Source organism: Caballeronia sp. LZ043 (assembly GCF_031451075.1).
Taxonomy (GTDB): domain Bacteria; phylum Pseudomonadota; class Gammaproteobacteria; order Burkholderiales; family Burkholderiaceae; genus Caballeronia.
In genome coordinates this window covers 1,025,313-1,047,063 of record NZ_JARUXT010000003.1, presented here as the reverse complement: position 1 = coordinate 1,047,063, position 21,751 = coordinate 1,025,313, and the positions used below count along the sequence as shown (strand labels likewise).

General features: G+C 63.6%; 18 protein-coding genes and 2 pseudogenes. 6 read left to right on the top strand and 14 right to left on the bottom strand.

Translation table 11 applies throughout. The annotated features are described in order from the left end of the window. Positions 1-262 precede the first annotated feature (262 nt). Together QCE64_RS24925 and QCE64_RS24920 are read left to right on the top strand one after the other, a co-directional pair. A complete protein-coding gene (locus QCE64_RS24925; RefSeq protein ID WP_310007373.1) occupies positions 263-964 on the top strand; it encodes an isocitrate lyase/phosphoenolpyruvate mutase family protein in 702 nt (233 codons plus the stop codon). Between the two features lie 67 nt (positions 965-1,031). Beyond that, positions 1,032-1,770 (top strand): annotated as a pseudogene (locus tag QCE64_RS24920) (SDR family oxidoreductase). A 97-nt stretch (positions 1,771-1,867) separates the two neighbouring features. Here QCE64_RS24920 and QCE64_RS24915 read toward each other — a convergent pair. From QCE64_RS24915 to QCE64_RS24875, 9 genes are all read right to left on the bottom strand, one after another. Then, on the bottom strand, positions 1,868-2,965 hold the full coding sequence (locus tag QCE64_RS24915; protein ID WP_309924171.1) for a type I restriction endonuclease: 1,098 nt from the start codon (positions 2,963-2,965) through the stop codon (positions 1,868-1,870). A 198-nt stretch (positions 2,966-3,163) separates the two neighbouring features. Beyond that, positions 3,164-4,783: a gamma-glutamyltransferase family protein gene (locus QCE64_RS24910; RefSeq protein WP_310006814.1), complete on the bottom strand. Its 1,620-nt coding sequence runs from the start codon at positions 4,781-4,783 to the stop codon at positions 3,164-3,166. Between the two features lie 456 nt (positions 4,784-5,239). After that, positions 5,240-6,286, bottom strand: a complete 1,047-nt coding sequence (locus QCE64_RS24905; RefSeq protein WP_309933614.1) for an ABC transporter substrate-binding protein — start codon at positions 6,284-6,286, stop codon at positions 5,240-5,242. A 35-nt stretch (positions 6,287-6,321) separates the two neighbouring features. Further along, positions 6,322-7,449, bottom strand: coding sequence for an FAD-binding oxidoreductase (locus QCE64_RS24900; RefSeq protein ID WP_310006812.1), 1,128 nt, complete (start codon positions 7,447-7,449; stop codon positions 6,322-6,324). Further along, positions 7,442-8,866: an NAD(P)/FAD-dependent oxidoreductase gene (locus QCE64_RS24895; RefSeq protein ID WP_310006810.1), complete on the bottom strand. Its 1,425-nt coding sequence runs from the start codon at positions 8,864-8,866 to the stop codon at positions 7,442-7,444. Before QCE64_RS24895 ends, QCE64_RS24900 begins: the two co-directional genes overlap by 8 nt. After that, positions 8,863-9,204, bottom strand: coding sequence for a (2Fe-2S)-binding protein (locus tag QCE64_RS24890; protein ID WP_310006808.1), 342 nt, complete (start codon positions 9,202-9,204; stop codon positions 8,863-8,865). The genes QCE64_RS24895 and QCE64_RS24890 overlap by 4 nt, the downstream gene beginning before the upstream one ends. Before the next feature lie 10 nt (positions 9,205-9,214). Then, entirely contained in the window at positions 9,215-10,009 is a 795-nt protein-coding gene (locus tag QCE64_RS24885; RefSeq protein WP_309924160.1) for an ABC transporter permease, read from the bottom strand. 15 nt (positions 10,010-10,024) lie between these two features. Next, positions 10,025-10,942: an ABC transporter permease gene (locus QCE64_RS24880; protein ID WP_310006806.1), complete on the bottom strand. Its 918-nt coding sequence runs from the start codon at positions 10,940-10,942 to the stop codon at positions 10,025-10,027. Continuing rightward, on the bottom strand, positions 10,935-12,026 hold the full coding sequence (locus QCE64_RS24875) for an ABC transporter ATP-binding protein (protein WP_309924156.1): 1,092 nt from the start codon (positions 12,024-12,026) through the stop codon (positions 10,935-10,937). The genes QCE64_RS24880 and QCE64_RS24875 overlap by 8 nt, the downstream gene beginning before the upstream one ends. 284 nt (positions 12,027-12,310) lie before the next feature. On the opposite strand from QCE64_RS24875, the gene QCE64_RS24870 reads away from it, so the two are divergent. Then, positions 12,311-13,171, top strand: coding sequence for an IclR family transcriptional regulator (locus QCE64_RS24870; RefSeq protein WP_309924154.1), 861 nt, complete (start codon positions 12,311-12,313; stop codon positions 13,169-13,171). A gap of 189 nt (positions 13,172-13,360) precedes the next feature. Here QCE64_RS24870 and QCE64_RS24865 read toward each other — a convergent pair whose 3' ends face one another. The 3 genes and pseudogenes from QCE64_RS24865 to QCE64_RS24855 form a co-directional block, all read right to left on the bottom strand. Further along, positions 13,361-13,753 carry a glycine betaine ABC transporter substrate-binding protein gene (locus QCE64_RS24865; protein WP_310007368.1) on the bottom strand — a complete coding sequence of 131 codons (393 nt, stop codon included), beginning with the start codon at positions 13,751-13,753 and terminating at the stop codon, positions 13,361-13,363. Next, positions 13,716-14,036 carry a hypothetical protein gene (locus QCE64_RS24860; RefSeq protein ID WP_310006804.1) on the bottom strand — a complete coding sequence of 107 codons (321 nt, stop codon included), beginning with the start codon at positions 14,034-14,036 and terminating at the stop codon, positions 13,716-13,718. Before QCE64_RS24860 ends, QCE64_RS24865 begins: the two co-directional genes overlap by 38 nt. 205 nt (positions 14,037-14,241) lie before the next feature. Continuing rightward, a pseudogene (locus QCE64_RS24855) lies at positions 14,242-15,568 on the bottom strand (MFS transporter). A 164-nt stretch (positions 15,569-15,732) separates the two neighbouring features. Here QCE64_RS24855 and QCE64_RS24850 point away from each other — a divergent pair. Continuing rightward, the gene (locus tag QCE64_RS24850) at positions 15,733-16,647 is read left to right on the top strand and encodes a LysR family transcriptional regulator (protein WP_310006802.1); all 915 of its coding nucleotides are present in this window, start codon (positions 15,733-15,735) and stop codon (positions 16,645-16,647) included. 16 nt (positions 16,648-16,663) lie between these two features. Here QCE64_RS24850 and QCE64_RS24845 read toward each other — a convergent pair whose 3' ends face one another. Together QCE64_RS24845 and dld are read right to left on the bottom strand one after the other, a co-directional pair. Then, the gene (locus QCE64_RS24845) at positions 16,664-18,163 is read right to left on the bottom strand and encodes an argininosuccinate lyase (protein ID WP_309924144.1); all 1,500 of its coding nucleotides are present in this window, start codon (positions 18,161-18,163) and stop codon (positions 16,664-16,666) included. Between the two features lie 276 nt (positions 18,164-18,439). Beyond that, positions 18,440-20,176 (bottom strand): D-lactate dehydrogenase, encoded by a 1,737-nt coding sequence (gene dld, locus QCE64_RS24840; protein ID WP_310006801.1) that lies wholly within the window; start codon positions 20,174-20,176, stop codon positions 18,440-18,442. Between the two features lie 267 nt (positions 20,177-20,443). On the opposite strand from dld, the gene QCE64_RS24835 reads away from it, so the two are divergent. Both QCE64_RS24835 and QCE64_RS24830 read left to right on the top strand, forming a co-directional pair. After that, positions 20,444-20,968, top strand: coding sequence for a 2,4'-dihydroxyacetophenone dioxygenase family protein (locus QCE64_RS24835; protein WP_309816733.1), 525 nt, complete (start codon positions 20,444-20,446; stop codon positions 20,966-20,968). Further along, positions 20,965-21,723, top strand: a complete 759-nt coding sequence (locus QCE64_RS24830) for an SDR family NAD(P)-dependent oxidoreductase (protein WP_404987432.1) — start codon at positions 20,965-20,967, stop codon at positions 21,721-21,723. Before QCE64_RS24835 ends, QCE64_RS24830 begins: the two co-directional genes overlap by 4 nt. Positions 21,724-21,751 lie beyond the last annotated feature (28 nt).

Below are 21,751 nucleotides of genomic sequence, written 5' to 3'. Positions count from 1 at the left end.
ACGCTCACGGGTTCGCCCTCTTGTGGTGAGGTCCCGCGTCCCAATGGAAGAGGGAGACGGGCCAATAGCAGAGTTGACTGGGCGGAGCGACGAAGAACCCAAATCGCTCTGCACCCTCTACTACGGCCCGCCATTGAACGGTCGGACACGATGCACGTCCGTGCAAGGACGTGAGAGATCGCAGACATGCGGATCTAACCGCCTCGCCCATGACAGGCGAAGCGGGGTTCTTCTCATTTAGGCTCACAAGTCCAGTCAAGACCTGCTTCGGCGGAGCAATCGCCCAAATAGACGACGCATTCACCTATGGGCGCTCGGTTATCCGGACGGCCGCATGCTGCCGTTCGATGAAGTCCTCGCATCGGTTCGACGGATCGTGCGCGTGCTCGCCGTGCCGTTGTCAGTGGACGTCGAACATGGCTATTCCGACGATCCGGAGACCGTCGCAGAGCAGGTGCTGCGGCTGGCGGAGCTGGGGATTGCGGGCATCAATATCGAAGACGGACCCGACCCGGCATCGCTGCTGGCCGCGAAGATCGAGGCGATCAAGGCGGCTGTGACAAAGGCCGGCCTGGACCTGTTCGTCAATGCACGCAGCGACGTGTTCCTTGCAAGCCTCGTCGAAGCGTCGAAGCAGCCTCAGGAGGCGATTGCACGCGGCGGGCTGTATGCGTCGGCGGGCGCGGACGGTTTGTTCGTTCCGGCGCTGATGCGGCCGTCCCACATCGAGACGATCGTCCGGGACATCCGGCTGCCTTTGAATGTGATGGCGCTGCCGGGCCTGCCCGATGCCGCGACGCTCGGAAGGCTCGGCGTACGGCGGCTCAGCGCGGGCAGCGGCATCGCGCAGGTGGTGCTCGGCAGGAGCAAGGCCATGGCCGCGGACTTCCTCGCGCACGGCCGTTCCGAAGCGCTCGACGACACGCCGCTGCCATACGGCGAGATTCAAGGATTGTTCAACTGATGGATCGGTATGGGCGGACAGGCCCTTCACGATTTTTTGTATTCAATAAACCACTCTGGAGATTGACATGATGCTCGAAGGAAAACGCGCGCTGGGTCACCGGCGCAAGCCGCGGTATCGGCGCTTCGATTGCAAAGGCTCTGGCGGCCGCTGGCGCGGACGTCGCGATCACGTATGAGAAGTCGGCGGAACAGACCGCGCAGGTCGTGCAGGCAATCGAAGCGCAAGGTCGCCGTGGCGTCGCGATCCAGGCGAACAGCGCGGATGCAGCGGCGATCGACGCTTCCGTGCAAAAGACGGTGGAGTCGCTGGGCGGGCTCGATATCCTGGTCAACAACGCCGGCATTCTGCGCATGGGCGATGTGAAGGACATCTCGCTCGAAGATATCGATGCCACGCTGAACGTGAACGTGCGCGCGCCGATTCTCGCTGCCAAGGCGGCGATTCCGCACCTGAAGGCGGGCGGCCGCGTGATTTCGATTGGCAGCTACTTTGCGGACCGCGTTCCCGCTTCGTTGCTCGGCGTTTATTCCGCGTCCAAATCGGCGCTCGTGGCGTTCACGCAGGGCCTCGCGAGAGAACTCGGCCCGCAGCGGATCACGGCGAACCTCGTGCAGCCCGGCTCGATCAACACGGACATGAACCCGGTGGAAGGTCCGTTCGGGCCGACGCTGAAAGCGTTGACGGCCACCGGCGACTACGGCACGGGCGAGGATATCGCGCAGGCCGTGGTCTTTCTGGCGAGCGCGAACGCCGGTTATATCACCGGGGCGACGCTCACTGTGGATGGCGGTGCGAACGCCTGAAGACGGAAGGGTGCTTTTGTATGCCGGCCCGCTGTGATCCTGCACGACGGCGGCGCCGGCTCAAACATCAGCACATGTGCCTGATGCACGGAGACAACTAAGCGACAGCGCTTTCGTCTTCCCGGGCAGGTTTCATGTACGACGTCGCGCAGGCTTTCAATCTGTCGGAAAGCTCGAAAATGGCATCGAGATTGTCCAGATGCACACGATCCTCTTCCTTCTTGTCGTCGAACACGCCGATGACAAGCCTGCTTTCGTTCTTGAAGCGCAATCTGCAGATGGGTTTGCGATTGTTATCATCGAAGAGAATCGCGCAATAGCTCGCCGCACCGCGGATCGCCACCATCCCCGGCGATATGACAGGCCGCAGGATCGCCCGGATAATCTGGAATGCTTCGACCTCGATAGCGGTCGGCTCAGATGCGTCCCCGGATGCTGCATCACTCCCTGTCGGTGGAACTGAGGGAAGCAACGCCGGCTCCGGTGTCATTGCGCCCTTGAGACGGCCATTGATCTTGTCGGCCACCAGCTGCTGAAAAGCGTGTTTCGTGACCTGCGTGAATTGATCCTTGACGGTGGTCCTGAACTGTTTCCCTGCGAGGAATTCCGCTGAAACGAGCCGAACGAATTCCTCGGGAGGCTCAGCCATCCATTCGTTCAAGGTATTCTTGATTGCACGCGTATATTTGAGGTGGTTTGCCGTGGTCAGGATATTTTCGAGGTCAAACGCAGCTTTGGCGAACTTCTTCAGTTCATCGACATCCTGATCGCGGAAGTCAGCGATATTGAATTCGAAGAACGGTTTCTCGTCCATCTTGTTCGGCTGTTCAAGGTCGGTAAAGAAGCGATAGACGAGACCATTCGTCAACACCCCGAATCGCGCCTCCGTGACATGGAAGTAGCGGAAGAGCTGGCTTGCATGATTGATGTTGAGATCGCCGCCGGACCTCTTGCACTCGAACAGCATGATAGGTTTGCCGTCTTTCAGGATCGCATAGTCCACCTTCTCGCCTTTCTTCGTGCCAACATCGGCGATCAGCTCGGGCGTCACCTCGAGGGGATCAAAGACGTTATATCCCAGCAGATGGATGAACGGCATCACCATGGCATTCTTGGTTGCCTCTTCGGTTTGCACCCTATCCTTCGCTGTTGCGATGCGTGCCGCCAAAGTCCTCACTTCATCGATGAAATCCATATTTCTCTTCTCCTCCGTTCTTGGACGAATCGCTCCCGCGCGAGAGTCCCACGATTCAGCCTTCGTAAACGTCAAAGAATGTCAAGCTTTGCAAGTGCGCAACAAAGCTTTAGAAATCGAATTTATCTGATTGCGTTACAGATTGATTGTGGCAGTAGCGATGTCTCGATGAATCCTGCTCCTGCCTCGCCAAGAAACCTACCAGCCAATCGCCGCGCCGTCACTGCGCGGATCGTGGCCGCCTTCGAAGCAACCGTTCGGGTAGCGGATGATGGCCCCGGCGTGACCCATGGTTTCGTCGTAGGGCAGCAGGACATCGACTTCATGGCCGAGTTGCCGCAGCGCGGCCACCGTCGCATCGCCGAAGCGCGCCTCCAGCTTGAGCGAATCGCTCGCCTGTCCCCATGTGCGCCCGAGCAGCCAGCGCGGTGCGTCGATGGCCGATTGCGGATTCCAGCCATACCGCGCGATGCGCGTGAACACCGCGCTCTGCGATTGCGGCTGGCCGTCGCCGCCCATGTTGCCGTAGACCATGACGCGTCCATCGGCGAAACGCGCGAGTGCGGGATTCAGCGTGTGGAAAGGACGCCGGCGCGGCATCAGCGGATTGAGCGAGGCTGCGTCGAGCGAGAAGCTGCAGCCGCGGTTCTGCCAGTTCACGCCCGACCCCGGCAGGACGATGCCGCTGCCGAACTCGTGATAGATGCTCTGGATGAAACTCACGGCGACGCCGTCGCCATCGACGACGCCAAGCCACACGGTATCCGCCGGACCGCGTCCGTTGCCCCACGGCGCGGCCTGCGTGAAGGAAATCTGCGCGGCGAGTGCGTCGAGGCGCGCGGGATCGAGCAGGGTCTGCGGATCGATGTCCATGTGATCCGGATCGGTGATGTGTGCGTCGCGGATCCTGAAGGCGAGCTTGGTCGCTTCGACGCACGCGTGCACGTACTCGGGGCCGAGCGGGTCCATGTCATCGCGCAGCACGCGGTCCAGCAGTCCGACGATGAGCAGTGACACGAGACCTTGTGTCGGCGGCGGCATGTTGTATACCGAGCCGAGCGAATGCGTGAGCGCGAGCGGCGTCACCAGGCGCGCGCGATGACGCTCGAAATCTTCCAGCGCGAGCGGGCTGCCGAGCGCGCCGAGTTCTTGCGCAAGCGTGCGCGCGAGATCGCCGCGATAGAAATCGTCGAGACCGTTATGGACGAGCTGCGCGAGCGTCGCGGCCATGCGCGGCTGCCTGAAGCGAGCGCCGGCGCGCGGCGGGCCGCCATCGAGTGCGTCGGGTATGAAGCTTTCGGCGAAGCCCGGCACGTCTGCCAGTTCGCCGCGCTTGCCGGCGACGCAGCGCGCCTGGCTGTCGGTGACGGGCACGCCTTGGGTCGCGTAGGCAATGGCGTCGTCGAGCAGGCGCGAGACCGGCAGACGACCGTCTAGCGTTTTCGCAGACCAGTCGAATGCGGCCTGCCAGCCCGACACGGTCCCGGCCATCGTATTCGCAGCAAGCGCGCCGCGATGCGGAATGCGGTCGAGCCCGAGCGCGCGATACCGTTCGATGCTGGCGCCCGAGGCGGCGGACCCGCATGCCTCGATGCCGACGGGTGGCTCGCCCGGACGCGAGATCAGCCAGAAGCCGTCCCCGCCGATACCGTTCATGTGCGGATATACCACCGCGATGGTGGCTGCGGCGGAGATCATCGCTTCGACCGCGTTGCCGCCTTCGCGCAGTACGGCGAGGGCGCTTTGCGTTGCAAGTGAATGCGGCGCGACGGCCATGCCGCGTGTGCCGCGCGAAGGGTTGGAGTGCTGGAAGGTCATGAGGGCGCGTTCGGAATGAGTGGAAAGCGAAGGCGCGAGGTTGTCGCGCGTGTTTCCTCATTGTCGGTGGCCTGAATGATCGCGTCCAATGAATCCGCGGCATGGGGCGGTTTTCGCGGCTGTCGGTCTGGCGCGATGAAGCCGCTCCGCAAGAGCGGCATGGCGGCTCGCAAGTAGTCGACTGTCGTCCTGGATGCCCGGCGGCCGGGCACTGCTTTCAAGAATGCGATCCGCAAACGTGCATTATTTTCCGGAACGCGTTCAGCTTTTTATCGGAACGGGCCCCGACACCTTGCCCACCAAGAGCTTCGGCAGTTGCAAGAAAATGCGGAATTGGCTGTTCCGAAGAAGGCCATCAAGTCGTGGACAAGCGGCTGCGGCAACCCCATTCAGTCCCGAGAGACGCTGAAAGGGAGAAGACTGCCGCGCCGCCGTCCAGCGCCAGCGCGAACCTGCTTACTTCTCGATCTGCTGATTCCAGCGCTGATCCCACTGCGCGCGGTTCGCATTGATGGTGTCCCAGTCCACCACCGTTACTTTCTTCACGAGCGTGTTCAGGTCGCCGAGATTCTTTTCCATGTCCGGCGTCATCTTCGCTTGCGAATTCGTGGGGATCTGCTTGCCCGCTTCGGCCGCCTTGGTCTGCGCGGGCGCGGACAGCAGATACTGCGCGAGTTTCTGAGCGAGCGCCGGATCGGGATTGTTCTTCACGACGCACAGATCGACCAGCAGCAACACCGCGCCTTCCTTCGGCGCGACGTAGGCAACCGGCAGGCCCTTGTCCTTCAGGTCGCCGATGGCGGTCGGCGTGAGCGGAAACAAACCGGCTTCGCCCGTGGTAATCATCTCGGAGAGCTTCGCCGAGTTAGGAATGTATTCGACGACGTTCGGGCCGACCGTCGTCGCCCATTTGCTGAAACCCGGCTCGACGTTCTTCTCGCTTCCGCCGAGCAGACGGTTGATCGCGAGGAAACCGTGCAGGCCGAACGTGCTGCTGGAAGCCGACTGGAACACGACCTTGCCCTTGTACTTCGGATCGGCGAAGTCCATCCACGAGGTCGGCGGCGCCCAGCCCTTTTCCTTGAACAGCTTGGTGTTGTAGCCGATGCCCGTCATGCCGAGCTGCACGCCTGCGCCCATGTCGTCCTTCAGGCGCGCGAACGGATAGAGTTCCTTGAGTACGGGCGCGTCATCGAGCTTCTGGCAGATGCCCATGCTGACGGCGCGCGCCATCACGCCGTCGTCGAGGAACGCGGCATGGATCTGCGGACTGTTGCGGTTCGCGAGCAGCTTCGCGAGCACGTCGGACGACGTGCCGGGCACCACCACGACCTTGACGTTGTTGGCCTTCTCGAAGTCAGGCAGCACCTGGCTGGTGTAGGCCTTCTCCATCGGTCCGCCGTTCATGCCGATATAGATCGTCTTGCTCTGCGACCAGGCTTGCGACGAGACACCGAACGCGACGAGCGCGGCAACGGAGGCGAGTGTGCGGGGCAGGTTCATCGTGATTGTCCTTGTTATGGCGATTGCGTTTGAGGTTAGTGAGCAGCGGAGAGCGGCACCCGGCTGAAGCGTTGAATCGAGAACGCGTCGATCGGCGTGCGGGTCTCGCCTTGCGTGACGAGCTCGGCGAGCACTTCGCCGACGCCGGGCGCAAGCAGGAAGCCTCCGCCCGAAAAACCGAATGCATGCAGCAGACGCGGCGTGGTGCGGCTCAGGCCGATGACCGGATTGCTGTCCGGCGTTTCGCCTTCCACGCCGCTCCAGGTGCGGATCAACAGTGCATCGCGCAGCGCCGGCAGCAGCGCACAGGCATCGCGCATCACGGCGCGCGTGGTGGCGGTGGACGGCTGGGCATACTCGCCGTCGCCATGACCGCGGCCGCCGCCGATCACGCAATTGCCGCGCTCCACTTGCCGCGCATACACGCCGCCGCCCACCACGCCGAGACTGTGGCCGATGAAGCGCGGCAGCGGCTCGGTCACCCACATGTTCGGATAGATGGGTTTCATCGGCACGGTCTCGCCGAAGCTGCCCGCGATGCGATTGGCCCATGCACCCGCGCTGTTGACGAGCCAGTCCGAACTGATGCGGCGGTCGCCCGCGCGCATCTGGAAACGCGTGCCGTCGAAGACGATATCGGCGAGCTCGGTCTGCTCGCGCACGTCGACACCCGCGCGACGTGCGGCATGCGCGAAACCCGGCGAGACGAGACGCGGATTCGCGTGACCATCGCTCGGACAAAGCGACCCGCCGATCGCCGCCGGACCCAGCCACGGAAAGCGCTTGCGAAATTCCGGGCCGCGCAGCACCTGCGATTCGACACCGTGCTCGCGCGCCATCGCGGACCATTGGTCGAGCACATCGAGATCGGCTTCTCGGCGTGCGAGCCGCAGATGACCCGACACCACCAGCTCGCCATCGATGCCGATCAGTTCAGGCAAGCGAGCATAGACGCTTCGCGCGCGCACCGCGAGCGGCATCTGTTCGGGACTGCGGCCTTGCGTGCGCACGCCGCCATAGTTCACGCCGCTCGCCTGCGCACCGCAGAAGCGCCGTTCGATCAGCGCGACCCGCAGCCCTTGCAATGCCAGCGCCAGCGCCGTGGATGACCCGACGAGGCCGCCGCCCGCGATGACGACATCGTAGTGACGCGCCTCACTCATCGTGGGCTTCCTCGGGCTGGACCTGCACGCCGTCGTCGTAGAGCATCGGCGTGATGGGAATGGGTTTGATGGGCGCCTGGCTGCGCAGCCTGCCCACTTCGGAAACCTGCTTGCCGGTTTCGGCGGCGAGCAGCGCCACGGCCGCTTCACCGCACATGCGCCCCTGGCAGCGGCCCATGCCGATGCGCGTAAGCGCCTTCAGCCGGTTCACTTCGGTGGCGAGGCCACTGCGGACGCACGCGCGCAGTGTGCCTGCGGTGACTTCCTCGCAGCGGCAGATCACGTGATCGTCGGGCCAGGTCTTCGCGGCATGATCGGGCGGCGCGAACGCCTGCTCGATACCGACACGAAACGCGCCGATGCGTGAGAGCTGTTGTTCGAGCCGCGCGGCATCGGGCTGGCTATGACGATGCGTCATGACGCCGACGTCCTCGATCAGCGCGAGCGCTGCACGCTGGCCCGCGAGTTCGGCGGCATCCGCGCCCGCGATGCCTGCGCCATCGCCGGCGAGATACACGTTGCGCACCGAACTGCGGCCGGCTGCATCGCGTTCCGGAATCCAGCAGCGATTGAGCGTGTCGAAACGGAAGCGGCAACCGGCGAGATCGGCGAGCTGGGTCTCCGGGCGCAGACCGAAACCGATGCCGACGGCATCGCACTCCAGCGCGCGCGCCTCGCCGCGATGCGTGCGCCAGCGGATCGAACGCACGGCGTCTTCGCCTTCGATGGCATCGAGCGTGACGCCGCGTTCGATACGCACGCCGCGCGCCTGCAGCCATGCCACGTAATACAGGCCCTTCGCGAAAGTCGCGGGCTGGCTGAGCATGCGCGGCGCGGCCGCGGCCTGCCGTGCGAGCGGACTGGTATCGAGTACGGCGGCGATCTGCGCGCCGGCCTTCACGTATTGATAGGCGACGAGATAAAGCAATGGCCCCGTGCCTGCCAGCACGATGCGCGCGCCGATCGCGCAACCCTGCGACTTCAGCGCGACCTGCGCGCCGCCGAGCGTGTAGACGCCTGCAAGAGTCCAGCCGGGGAGCGGCATGACGCGATCGGTCGCGCCGCTCGCGATGATCAGATGCGTGAACGGCACGGTGGCTTCGCGGCCGGCGTGGAGCGTATCGAGCCGGTTCGCTTCGCATGACCAAACCAGCGTGCCGGGACGATAGTCGATCCCGGGCAGGAGCGCTTCCATCGCGCGATGTACGGCATCGGCCTTGCCGGCCTCGAAGCCATAGAGCGTGGACTTCGCGCGTGCGAAGCCCGCGTCCGCCGGCGGCTGGCGATAGATCTGTCCACCCCAGCGCGGATTTTCATCGATGACCACCGGCCGTACACCGGCGCCCACGAGTGTCTGCGCCGCACGAATCCCCGCGGGGCCCGCGCCGACGATCACCACACGGCGCTCGCCGCTCATTGCGCATCCTCCGGGTTCGCTGTGTGCAATGTGCATTGTCCCTGCGTGACGATGCGCATGCCGGCCTCGATGCGTGTAGAGCAGGCGCGCATGCGCGTGCCGTCCTCGCCGCGCACCCAGCAGTCCTGACACGCGCCGATCAGGCAGAAGCCTGCACGCGGTGCGTCGCTGAACTCGCTGTGGCGCACATGGCGCTGCTGCAGAAGGATCGCGGTGAGGAGCGTGTCGCCCGCGAGGGCTTGCGTGGGCGTGCCGTCGAGGATGAAGGAAACGGGCGCGCGTCCGGTTTCCGCGAGTCGGACGAATTGCGGGGCGCAGCGGGACGTCGGGGTAGTCATGAGATGTCGTTCAGTGCTGGCCGATCAGAATGCGGTTGAGCCCATACACGCGATCGAGGATGAGCATGGCCCCGGCAGTGATGAAGATCACCAGCGCGGACACGGAGGCCATCATCGGATCGATCGATTCGGTCGCGTACATGTACATGCGCACCGGCAGCGTGATGGTCTGGGGCGACGTGACGAAGACGGACATGGTCAGCTCGTCAAAGCTATTGATGAACGCGAGCAGCCAGCCGCCGGTGATGCCGGGCAGGATCATCGGCCAGGTGACGCGGCGGAAAGTGGTCCATGCGCCCGCGCCCAGCGACGCCGCTGCATGCTCGACGCTACGGTCCATGCCGGTCACCGAAGCCAGCACGAGCCGCATGACGAACGGCGTGATGACGATCATGTGCGCGAGGATCAGCCACGCGAACGAACCGGTTGCACCGATCATCGCGAAGAAACGCAGCATGGCGATGCCGAGCACAAGGCCGGGAATCACGAGCGGAGAAAGCAACAACGCGTTCAGGAAATTCCTGCCCGGAAAGCGCCCGCGGCCAATCGCGAGTCCCGCCGGCAACGCGATGACGAGCGAAAGCGTCGCCGATGCAAAAGCGAGCTTGACGCTGTTGAAAAAAGCCGAAATGAAATCCGGATAGTCGAGGATCGCACGGAACCAGCGCAGCGACAGTGCATGGGTGGGCAGCGTGAGCGTCTCTTCGGGCGTGAATGCGACCAGCACGACGACAGCGAGCGGCGCGAGCACGAAGAGAATGACGATAGTGTGGAACGCGAGGGCGATGGGACCGTTTTTACGCATGATGATTCGTCTCGCTCAGCCCATGCTGCGCGCATAGCGCCGCTCGAGCACACGGTAATAAGTGAGCATCACGACCAGATTGGCGATCAGCAGCAGCACCGCGATGGTCGCGCCGAGCGGCCAGTTCATCGAGCTGAGGAACTGGTCGTACACGGTGGTTGCGGCGACCTTCAGGCGTCGTCCGCCCAGCAGGCCCGGAATAGCGAACGCGCTCGCGGAGAGGCCGAACACCATCAGGCTGCCCGACAGGATCCCCGGCACCAGTTGCGGCAGCACGATGCGCCGCAGGGTGACGGCGGGCGAGGCCATCAGCGACAGCGCGGCGTTCTCGGTTTGCGGATCGATCCGTTGCAGCGCGGTCCAGACCGGAATCACCATGAACGGCAGCATCACGTGCACGAGCGCGATGACAATCGCGAAGGTCGTATAGAGCAGCTTGTACGGCCCCATGCCGAACACGCCGAGCAACTGGTTCACCAGACCGTTCACGTTGAGCAGCATGCTCCAGCCGAACGCGCGCACGACCACCGAAACGAGCAGCGGCGCGAGGATCACCAGCAGGAAGAGGGAGCGCCAGGGATCTCCCATGCGCGACAGGATGTAGGCCTCGGGTGTGCCGATCGCGATGCACAGCACCGTCACGAGCGCGGCGATGCCGAAGGTGCGCAGGAAGATCGTGTGGAAGTACGACGAGCCGAGCACCTCGGCGTAGTTATGCAGATCGAATGCCGCCACCGGGCCGAGCGACGGATCGAAACGATAGAACGTCAGTGCGAGCGTCATGCCGAGCGGCACGATCACGAGCACGCAGAACAGCATCAGGGCGGGCGCGCTCATCAGCCACAAAGGCAGATACGCGTGCCACGGCGCGCGTCGCGTGTTTTGCGGGTCGGGCGTCGCGGTGGGGCTGGAGGAGCGCAGCGTGCTATCCACGGGCGGCCTCCTGCTGGATGAAGCGGATCGATTCCGTGTTCCAGTCGATGCCCACCTGCGCGCCTTCCTCGAGCGGGTCGTCGCCGTGGTTCTGGCAGCACACGAGCATTTCGCCGGCGCGGCTGTCGAGACGATAGAGCCATTGGCTGCCGAGGAAGAAGCGGCTGGTCACGCGACCCGGCAGACGTCCGCTGCCCGCCGCGCCGAGCCGGAGCTTTTCCGGACGGATGCAGACCGTGATCGCGGCGCCGACGCCGATGCCGCGCTCGCGTTCCGGCAATTGCGAGCTCGTGCCGGTTTCCGCGAGGTCGTGGCCGAGGTCGATGCGGATCGCGTCGCCATCGCGCGCCACGATCTTTCCATGCAGCATGTTCGCCTTGCCGATGAACTGCGACACGAAGCTCGTCTCGGGCCGCTCGTAGGCGCGATACGGCGAGTCCACCTGCGTGATGCGGCCCGCTTCCATCACGACGACACGATCGCTGATGGACAGCGCCTCGGACTGGTCGTGCGTGACCATGATGGTCGTCGTGCCGATCTTGCGCTGGATGCCACGCAATTCAAACTGCATGTCCTCGCGCAGCTTGGCGTCGAGGTTCGACATGGGTTCGTCGAGCAGCAGCACCGGCGGCGCGATCACGATGGCGCGCGCGATCGCGACGCGCTGACGCTGGCCGCCGGACAGCTCACGGGGAAAACGGTGCGCGTAGGCATCGAGGCGCACGAGCGAGAGCGCTTCTTTGACGCGCTCACGGCGCTCGGCGCGGTCGATGCCGCGCATCTCCAGGCCGAAGCTCACGTTCTGTTCGACGCTCATGTGCGGGAACAGCGCATAGCTCTGGAACACGATGCCGAGACCGCGCCGGTTCGGCCGCATGTGGGTGATGTCGCGCCCATCGAGCATGATGCGTCCGCGCGTGGCCTCGATGAAGCCGGCGATCATTTGCAGCGTCGTGGTCTTGCCGCAGCCTGAAGGCCCGAGCAGCGAGACGAATTCGCCTTTCTCGACCGACAGGTTGACGTCGGCGACGGCGTGCAGATCGCCGAATGACTTCGACAGATCGGTCAAGGTGAGAAACGACACGGCGAGTCCCTTCGGTGCGCCTGCATGGCGACATCCGTTTGATTGCGATGGAGCGACTCTAGCCAGCCAAATTTCGCCCGGTCAATTTAAAATTCCATCCATTGATTAGAATCTGCGTTTGGATTTCGATTAATGAAATTATCGAAGCGATGTTCGGGAAAAAATTTCGCTGGGCGGTATGTGGGTAATCCCGGAGCGCCGCTTCAGGATTGGGCATCGGCGTGTCCCGGGGCAGGTGGAGCAGCGGCGCAGTTATTCCGTTTAATGGAATCGGAGAGGCAAGAATGCAGGTAACGGACGAAGAAAACGGAACGCCCGGCGCGGGCATGCTGCAGCGTGCCTTCGCCGTGATCCGGGCGCTGGGCAACGATCAGGTGGAAGGAAGCCGCGTCACGGCGCTGGCGAAAGCTGTCGGCCTCACACAGGCCACCGTGCACCGGATTCTCCATGCGCTGATTGCGGAAGGGGTGGTCGAGCAAGACGAGGGCAGCAAGCGCTATCGGCTGAGCGTCGATTTTTTCTCGCTCGCCGCGCAGGCAGGCAACCCGAGCCGCATGCGCGCGCTGTGCAGGCCCGCACTCTTGAGGTTGTGTTCGGGACTCGGCGAAACCATCTTCCTGCTGGTGAAGAGCAGCTTCGATGCGGTGTGCCTCGACATCTGCGAAGGTCCGTTTCCCATCCGCTCCTTCACAGGCGATGTGGGCGGACGCGTGGCGCTGGGCGTCGGACAGGGCAGCCTCGCGATACTCGCATTCCAGCCCGAAGCGGAGCGTGAAGAGATCATTCGCTTCAACGTGCCGCGTCTGCACAGCTATGGCGTATTCGACGAAGTCTATTTGCGCACCGAGATCGAACGGGTGCGCACGCAGGGCTACGCGGGGCGCAACAGCGGTCTGATCGACGGAATGGCGGGCGTTGCGGTGCCGATTCTCGACCGCTCGGGCCTTGCGATCGGCGCATTGAGCGTCGGCACCTTGTCCACGCGCCTTGGCGAAGACCGCCTGCCGATGGTGGTCGAACTGTTGCGACGCCAGGCCGAGGCGCTCGGCCAGCAGATCAATCCGTTCGATGTCGCCGTGCGGCGGCCGGTACACGGCCTGACGCGCGCGATGGCGACGAAGCCGTTATCCGGATCGGGAGATTGATCCCGGGTTTGTGTGCCCGGTCAGGCGGCGAACCATGAGGAGACGAGCGCATCGTTGGCTCGCATCCACGCACGCGCGGCTTCCAGCGGCGTTTTTTCTGAACGTTCACCAGCCAGTCCATTTGCGTCACGCGGTCGATTCCGAGCCGGATGCGCGAAAGCACGCGCACCGTTCGCTCCGGAAGCATCTTTAGCCGCGCGTGCGGCGCCACCAGCGAACCGCGATTCTCACCGCCCAGCACGTGCAGAGGATCGTCGAGCGGCGCAAGCGGCCACCGTTGTTGAGGTATTGCGGCGTCCAGGTCGGGAAGATGAAGCGTTGACGCTGAGCGAGCGCGGCGTCGTGAGCGGCGATCCATTCGCCTTGCGAACCTGGCTGGAAGCGATAGCCCAGCTCCTCCAGGTTGTACTCGTCCATGGCGATCTCCGAGAGTCTCGTGATCGCCGCGCCGGCGCCGATGCCCTGGATGGACAGGTTCATCGTTTTCATCACGTCCGGCCTGGCGAGATCGGCGATGGAGTGGATTTCCGTTGCCGGAACATAGTCAGGCACGGCCCAGAAAAAGCGTGCGCCCTGATACAGCTCCGCGACTTCCTGCGCGTTCCGGCCGTATTCGGTCCAGTATTCGTTGTGTCCAGAAGCTGAGCGATATCTGTCCGAGGGTGATGGTCTGGAGCTTCTTCGGTTGCGTCTGCGCCGCCACGCATGTGAACATCGATCCCGCCGCCGCGATCATCAGTGCGCGCCGGCCATGGTTCAGAGGCGCATGGCCGACATGACGCAGGTTCCGGGCGTTTTCCGGCTGATGTTCCATCTGACGCTCCTCCGCTTCGATGCGCAAGAACGCGCGCTCCATGGCAAGCACGGCAGAAGTCCGGCGCCTTCATACAGGCTAGCGCGCTTCACACCCTGGGCCGTGGGCTCAGTGCGTTCTGGCAAGGCGTCAGAAAACAGCGTCCAGGCATTCCGCTTTTTAAAGAGCCGGTTTGTTCCGGAAAAAGAGCGGAATGGAAGCGCGATAAAAAACCGGATCGCTGCACGCGCCGATTCCATCGTCGCAAGTGCCGGAATCATGTAGCCCGGTCGCGTCGATGCGCAGGCCTCACGGCCGCCAGCAGCACGATGCCGCTCAGCAGGAGCAGCGGCGCAAGAATGTGGATGGCGTCATCGAGGCTGCCTGTCCTGCTGCGGATGATACCGATTGCCCATGGATTGATGATGCCGCTCGTGATCCCGATGCTGCTGACGAGCGCGATGCCGGCCGCCGTGTCGCGGGCCGCGAAGTGTGTCGGCGGGACGGCCCAGAACACCGGCAACGCCGCATAGATCGACACGCATGCCACGGTGAGCAAGCCCAGCATGACCACGAGGCTGTGCGGATGCAGCGTCAGCGCACCGAGTGCGGCGGCGCCGCCGGCCGTGCACCACACGAAATGCCAGCGGCGCTCGCGGGTATGGTCGGAATGCCTTGCAATGACGATCAGGCCGACGACGCCGATCGCATTCGGAATGACGGAATACAGGCTGACGAGCGCGACGTCATCGACGCCGAAGTCGCGAATCATCAGCGGCAGCCAGAAGTTGAGCGTGAGTGATGCGCAGGTCAGCGTGAAGTAGACGAACGCGAACAGGTACACCTTCGGATTCGCGGTGATGGCGCGTGTACTGCTCGCGCGCGTGGCCGACGCCTGCAAGGCAAGCATCGCGCCCAGACGCGTCTTTTCAGCCTCGGAGAGCCAGTTTGCCTGAGCCGGGGAATCGGCCAGGTACACTCGCGCGACGAGGCCGAGCGCCACCGCGGGCAAGCCTTCGAGCGCCAACATCCATTGCCAGCCGAAGAGTCCGAGCATGCCGTTCATGTCGCGCATGATCCATCCGGAGAACAATCCGCCAAGCATGCCGGCGGTGGCGACACCCGCGATGAAGACGGACATGATGCCGGCGCGCCGATGCGGGGGAAACCAGTAGGTCATGTACAGGATGATGCCCGGGAAGAACCCCGCCTCGAACACGCCGAGCATGAAGCGAAGCGCGAAATACGCCGACGGCGTGGAGGCCAGCATCGTGCCCATGGCCGTGATTCCGGAAAAAAGCATGATGCGCGGGAACGTCTTGCGCGCGCCGAAGCGTGCAAGCAGCATGTTGCTTGCACGCTTCGCAGATGACATGGCCGAGATAGAAGACGCCGGCGGCGAGCCCGTACATCGCGTCGGTGACGCCGAGATCGTGCTTCATCTGAGGCTGCGCGAAGCCGACGTTGATCCGTTCCAGAAACCGCACGACAAAGCAGGCGAACAGGAAGGGCACGATGCGCCAGGTGATCTTGCGATCGAGCTCATGGTCTTCGTCAGGCGGATGCGTTCCGGAAACAAGGTTCGTCAGCAAGGACCTGATCATGTTCGGAATCGAAGAGTGGGCCGCCGTCGAAGGGTAACGCGCGCGGCGCTTTCTGGGTGGAACGGCATCTTCCGCTTTTTTCCTGAATCGGCGGCGTGCGGACCGGCTTTACTTTTGCGAGGAAGCTAGTCTATAACCGGAACATCCTTGAAAAATAATCAACGATGAAAGTCACGCTCGACGAGCTTCAGACCTTTGCCGCCGTGGTCGACACGGGTTCCATCACTGCCGCCGCGGAGCAACTGGATCAAACCGTCTCCGGCGCAAGTCGGACTTTGGGCCGGCTCGAAGAAAAACTCCAGACCACGCTTCTGCGGCGAACCACCCGCCGGCTGGAACTGACGGACGAAGGCAAGAGTTTTCTTCAGAACGCACGTGAAATCATCGATGCGGTGGAACGTGCCGAAGAGCAGATTGCTGCGCGCCGCGAGCGGCCGTCCGGATTGTTGCGCGTCGATGCCGCGACGCCGTTCATGCTGCACGTGATCGTGCCGCTGCTCGCCGGATACCGTGAACGCTATCCGCACGTCGAACTGGAACTGAACAGCAATGAAGGGGTGATCGACCTGCTGGAACGCCGCACCGACGTCGCGATCCGCATCGGCAGGCTGAAGGATTCGACGCTGCACAGCCGCCCGATCGGCAGCAGCCGGATCCGCGTGCTCGCGTCGCCACGATATCTGGAAGCGCATGGGCATCCGAAGCGCGTCGACGAACTCGCGGGCCATGCGCTGCTCGGCTTCACCCAGCCCGAGTCGCTCAATGTGTGGCCGCTTTCGGCACGGGACAGCGAGCCGTATCGGATTACGCCGGCTATCGCGTCCTCGAGCGGCGAGACGCTGCGGCATCTCGCGCTGGAAGGACAGGGCATCGTATGCCTGTCGGACTTCATGACCCTGCGCGACCGGCGCGAAGGCAAGCTCGTGCAGATCCTTGCGCGGCACACGCAGGAAGTGCGGCAGCCCATCAGCGCCGTCTACTACCGCAACACGGCGATCTCGGCACGGATCGCCTCGTTCGTCGATTATCTGGCCGACGCCGTCACGACCACCGAGTTCGCGCTGACGGGGCGGCGCTGAGCATCCTGAAGATGCCTCAGCGGCTGCTCAGGAGCGTATCGAAGTCGCGGTCGAGCCGGTTCAGCGATGCATCGATCCGCGCACGCTTCTCCTTGATCCATTGATCCTGTTGCGCAAGCTTCGCTTTCGCCTCGGTGAGCATGCGCGTCATCTCGGCTGGTTGAGGACCGCCCAAGGTGCGCCGGTTATTGACGATGGCGACCGGATCAAGCGTCGAACGAAATTCCGCCTCGCTCATGGGCAGCACGCCATTGCCGTACCCTTGCGTGGTTTCCGCATAAATCCGCTGTGCCTGGTCATAGGGAAAGTCGCTGGGCTTGATGTCGTGCGCTCGCGCGTATTCCACGACCTCCGAAGCAAAGTGATGTCCCAGTCTGAACGGCAGCTTGTATTTGCGCATCAGCACGTCGGCGACTTCCTGCGAAGCGGTCCAGTCGCTGTTCAGTTCTTCCAGCGCGCGGCCCTGATCGATCACCAGCGCATTGAGGATCGCATTCCACTTTCGCAAGACCGTGATCGCGCTGTTCACCATCTCCTTGTTGTCGCGGACTTCCTTCGCGTCGGGCATGCCCGGCGGCAGGTTGTGGGCGCGCATCACCGGGCCCATGGCGAGTGTGATGGCGGTGGAGGCATCGGCGCGAGTCGAATTCAACAAGCCCGGATTGCGCTTCTGCGGCATCGCGCTGGACACATAGGTGTTGTTGCCGCCCTCCTGCAAGAGGATCCAGGGACGCGGCTGCGCGTACTGCGTCATTACATCCTCGATGAAGCTCCCCGCATGAAGCGCGATGCTCGTGACGATCGCGCCCGCTTCGACAGGATGATCGACCGCGGCGATCTGATGCGCATCGTAAGCGTTGTCGACGATGCCGGCGAACCCCAGATACGCTGCCATGCGCGTTCGATCCAGCGGCCAGCTCGTGCCGTTCAGGACGGTTGTTCCCATCGGAGAGAGATCGATGCGTGCATAGGCTTCGCGAATGCGTTGCGCGTCACGATCGAGCGCGGCCGCATAGCCCAGCAGATAGTGACCGTAGCTGTTCGGCTGCGCCGCGACGCCGTTGGTGTAGTTCGGCACGATGGTGTGTTCGTGCTTCTGTGCGAGCGCCACGATCGTCGTGGCGGTCTGGTTCAACTGATCGGCGAGGCGCAGCATGTCGTCACGAAGGATCGCCGCGCGGTAGGTTGCGTGCATGTCCTGGCTCGAGCGTCCCGCGTGCAGGAGCGTGACATCCATGCCTGCTGCCTGGATCATCAGCGGCTCGAAGGTGATCACCGTGGACGGGCGCTTGCCGCCGGGTTGATCGCCATCGTGAAGCACCTTGGCAAGGCCCGCTGCGATGCCGGGCGCCAGCGACTTGTCCAGCAACCCCTCTTGCGTATTGATGACCGCGCTGGCCTTGTTGATCTCGCCGAGCCAGTAGAACTCGTCGCGGTTCGGCGTCTGCTGGGCTGCCGCCGGCAATGCATGGAAAAGAATCGCGAAAGCGAGTGGTAAGACTTTTTTTCTGAGCATGGTCTCGTTTGTTCTGGTCGCTTCAGTGGGCACGACGGAGTCCGCGAGTTGTTGCGGCTCGTCGCCAAGACAGCGATTCTAATCGCGTAAGCCCGAAGCTGCGACGCGCAAACCTCAAGCGACGAATATCCCGAATCGAGGCCGCGCTCCGTTAATAAAATCCGGAACGCATTCCGTTTTTTAATGGACCGACGCGTTCCGCCCCGCGCGATACAGCCCGGCTTCGTATAGGCCCATGGGGTCTCAATGACCCTCAGCAATCGAGCTCCGACACGATCAGGGCGCGTGCTGCACGCCCTCATGTTCGCTTTCGCAAGCACAGGCATACCCCGGCTTGCCCCAGTTGAACACGCGTGATGTCTTGCCGATGCCAGGATTGAACGAGTTCGTCGGGTCGAGTTGCTCGTAGAACTCGCGCAACGAAGCCTTGGCCTCGTACAGATGCCCGACGTTGTGCTCGGCCGGATATTCCGCGCCACGCGCGGCGAGCAGCGCAAGAATGGTGTCCTTGACGCGGTCGCAGTCCACGCCCTTCTTCACCAGATACTCCTGGTGCAGCACGTGGCAGAAGAAATGGCCGCAGTACATCGTGAACTCGATGTCCTTCGTGATCTCCGGCGGCAGGCGCTCGAACCAGTCGGTGGTATTGCGCGGCAGGGCGATGTCGAGCGCCACGATGTCTTCCACGGTGCGCGGATGCACCGCGCGATAACGGACCATCGCGCCGCCGATCGCAAAGCGGTTGAGGAACGCCGCCCTGCCTTCCTCGTCGGTGCATTCGAAGTAGTCGCCTTGCTGCGTCGGGAAGCGCGCTTGCAGATACGCGCGCGCCTCCTGCACGCCGTCATTGCCCATCTTCAGCAGCAAGTGATGCTCGAAGCGGTCGCGGTACTCGATGAGCCTGCGCGGCAGATGCTCGGGCAACAGCCGGCTCGCGGCCTGCAACAACCGGTCGCTGATCGCACCGCCCAGGCCGGCCTTTTCGGTGAAGCCGTCGAAGCGGCTCTTCGCCGCGAACGCATGCGGCACCTTGTCGGTGCCGAACTTGCGGATATACAGGAACATGTCCTTGCCATAGCGGCGGGCAATGTCGAACGCGCCGCGATGCATGTATTCGCCCGCTATCGGCAGGCTCTCGAAGTCCGCAAGAATGTCGCGGCGGATCGTCTCGAGTTCGGCCGGATCGTTGCTGCCGACATAGAACACCTGGGTGTGTTCGTCCGCCGGGAAGGTATCCAGCCGCAGCGCGAACACCGCGAGATGTCCCGCGGAGCCGGACGCTTCGTAGAGCCGGCGCGGATCCGCGTTGAAGCGCGCGGGCGTGGCAGCCGAGATGTCGCGCACATGGGTGCTGTATTCATGATCCGATGCCAGCAGCCCGGCGGCAGCCGGAATATCGTCGGGTAGCTCGCCTGCATCGAGGCGCGCGAGCATGGCTTCGGCCGAATCGCCCAGGTCGATGCCCAGATGATTGACGAGCTTCAGTTCCCCGTCCGCCGTGATGCGCGCGTGAATGGACAACTGCGTGAACGCGGGACCGCGTCGGATCAGCGAGCCGCCCGAGTTGTTGCAGATGCCGCCCGTCACCGAAGCGCCGATGCAACTCGAACCAATCACCGAATGCGGCTCGCGCCTGAGCGGCTGCAAGCGCTTTTCCAGTTGATCCAGCGTCACGCCGGGCTGGCAGACCACCTGTTCGCCGTTGCGAATCAGATCGAGCCGGCGCAGCCGCATGCCGTTGATGATGATGACCGGGCGGTCATAACCTTCGTCCGCCGGAGTCGATCCGCCTGTCAGCCCGGTATTGGCCGCCTGGCAGATGACGATGATGTTGGCCTGGTGGCACGCTTGCAACGCGCGCCACATTTCAACCAATGTACCGGGTTGCACGGCAGCCAGCACCGCGCCGCCGCCGTAGCGATAACCCTGCCTGAAGCGGCGCGTTTCAGTGGCGCCGGTGAACACGAACTTGCTGCCGACGATATCGCCGAGCGACTGGATGAGTGCTTGCATGTTGAACGATTCGTTGTGGTCGCGGGGTCGCGGGGTCACGTCGCGCTGTCGTCGCCATGGACGGGGCTTGCGTCGATCCTAGCATGCGTCCTTGCGAAGCCTTGACGGTGGAGGCGAGGCGGTCAGGGAATACCCTAGCCTTGACCGGCATCAACAGCGCACCGGATAATTGTCCATATCGTGATTTACGTGTCCGTATTGTGGACGCCACTGGAAAGACGTTCCAGCACGCAGATCACCCGTATCGGACTTCAAAACGAGATATCCATGCCCACGATCGTCGAAACCAATCCGATGACGCCTTACCAGCTGCCTTTCCCGAAGGAAGCGCAAAAGGAAGTCGTTGTCCCGTTCGCCATTCCCACCGATGAACGCGTGTGGGTGCCGCAGGCCGAGAACGTGTCGTTCCGTCCGCTGTGCCTGAATGCATCGCAAGGTTACTGGATGAACCTGCTGCGCGTGCGCAAGTCGGGCGTGCTGAGCCGGCACCGCCATCCGCAAGGCGTGCACGGCATGGTGCTGAAGGGGCGCTGGAAGTATCTGGAACACGAATGGACCGCCACGGAGGGCAGCTATGTCTACGAGCCGCCGGGCGAGACGCATACGCTGTACGTGCCTGAAGACGTCGAAGAGATGATCACGTACTTCCAGGTCAACGGCGTGATGTTCTATTGCGATCCGTACGGCAACTACACCGGCTACGAAGACGTCTTCACGAAGATCGACATGTGCCGCAAGCACTACGCGCAGGTCGGCCTGGGCGAAGACTACGTCGACCAGTTCATCCGATGAACATGCATTCCGCCCAGGCTGCGCTCGCGACTTATGACTTCGCGGGGCGCGTGGCTGTCGTGACGGGCGCGACCGGCGGCATCGGCCGCGCGGTCTGCGACTCGCTGGCGAAGCAGGGCGCCACCGTCGTCAACTGGGATCTCGCGCCCGGCCCCGACGACGCCACGCCCGCCGCCTCGCAATGCCAGGTGAACATCGCCGATCCCGCGTCGATCCAACGCGCGCTCGACGCCACGCTGGCGCGTCATGGCCGCATCGACTTCCTCGTCAACAACGCGGGCTTCGCCGGTTCCACCGCGCCGCTCGATGATTACGATCCCGACGAGTGGCAACGCATCGTCGAGATCAATCTGATCGGCACGTTTCACGTGAGCCGCTTCGTCGTGCCCGAGATGCGCCGCGCGGGGCAGGGCCGCATCGTCAATATCGCGTCGCTGGCGGGCAAGGAAGGCACGCCCAACGCATCCGCGTACAGCGCGGCCAAGGCCGGCGTGATCGCGATGACGAAGTCGCTCGGCAAGGAACTCGCGAAGACAGGCGTGCTCGTGAACGGCATCGCGCCGGCTGCGGTGGAAACGCCGCTGCTCGGCCAGATGTCGCCGGCCCACGTGCAGACGATGATCGACAAGAGCCCGATGGGCCGCCTCGGCACCGTCGACGAAGTCGCGCAGCTGGCGCTCTGGCTCTGCTCCGATTCCTGCACCTTCAGCACGGGCGCGATCTTCGATCTCTCGGGCGGCCGCGCCACATACTGATACCGGCCAGCGGGCCTCCGCCGGACCG

Bases quoted from the DNA above. Each gene is read 5' to 3' on its own strand.
- QCE64_RS24835 (WP_309816733.1), top strand. From the start codon at position 20,444: ATGCCCACGATCGTCGAAACCAATCCGATGACGCCTTACCAGCTGCCT.
- QCE64_RS24870 (WP_309924154.1), top strand. From the start codon at position 12,311: ATGCAGGTAACGGACGAAGAAAACGGAACGCCCGGCGCGGGCATGCTG.
- QCE64_RS24850 (WP_310006802.1), top strand. From the start codon at position 15,733: ATGAAAGTCACGCTCGACGAGCTTCAGACCTTTGCCGCCGTGGTCGAC.
- QCE64_RS24900 (WP_310006812.1), bottom strand. From the start codon at position 7,449: ATGAGTGAGGCGCGTCACTACGATGTCGTCATCGCGGGCGGCGGCCTC.
- QCE64_RS24905 (WP_309933614.1), bottom strand. From the start codon at position 6,286: ATGAACCTGCCCCGCACACTCGCCTCCGTTGCCGCGCTCGTCGCGTTC.
- dld (WP_310006801.1), bottom strand. From the start codon at position 20,176: ATGCAAGCACTCATCCAGTCGCTCGGCGATATCGTCGGCAGCAAGTTC.
- QCE64_RS24895 (WP_310006810.1), bottom strand. From the start codon at position 8,866: ATGAGCGGCGAGCGCCGTGTGGTGATCGTCGGCGCGGGCCCCGCGGGG.
- QCE64_RS24845 (WP_309924144.1), bottom strand. From the start codon at position 18,163: ATGCTCAGAAAAAAAGTCTTACCACTCGCTTTCGCGATTCTTTTCCAT.
- QCE64_RS24830 (WP_404987432.1), top strand. From the start codon at position 20,965: ATGAACATGCATTCCGCCCAGGCTGCGCTCGCGACTTATGACTTCGCG.
- QCE64_RS24890 (WP_310006808.1), bottom strand. From the start codon at position 9,204: ATGACTACCCCGACGTCCCGCTGCGCCCCGCAATTCGTCCGACTCGCG.
- QCE64_RS24910 (WP_310006814.1), bottom strand. From the start codon at position 4,783: ATGACCTTCCAGCACTCCAACCCTTCGCGCGGCACACGCGGCATGGCC.
- QCE64_RS24885 (WP_309924160.1), bottom strand. From the start codon at position 10,009: ATGCGTAAAAACGGTCCCATCGCCCTCGCGTTCCACACTATCGTCATT.
- QCE64_RS24915 (WP_309924171.1), bottom strand. From the start codon at position 2,965: ATGGATTTCATCGATGAAGTGAGGACTTTGGCGGCACGCATCGCAACA.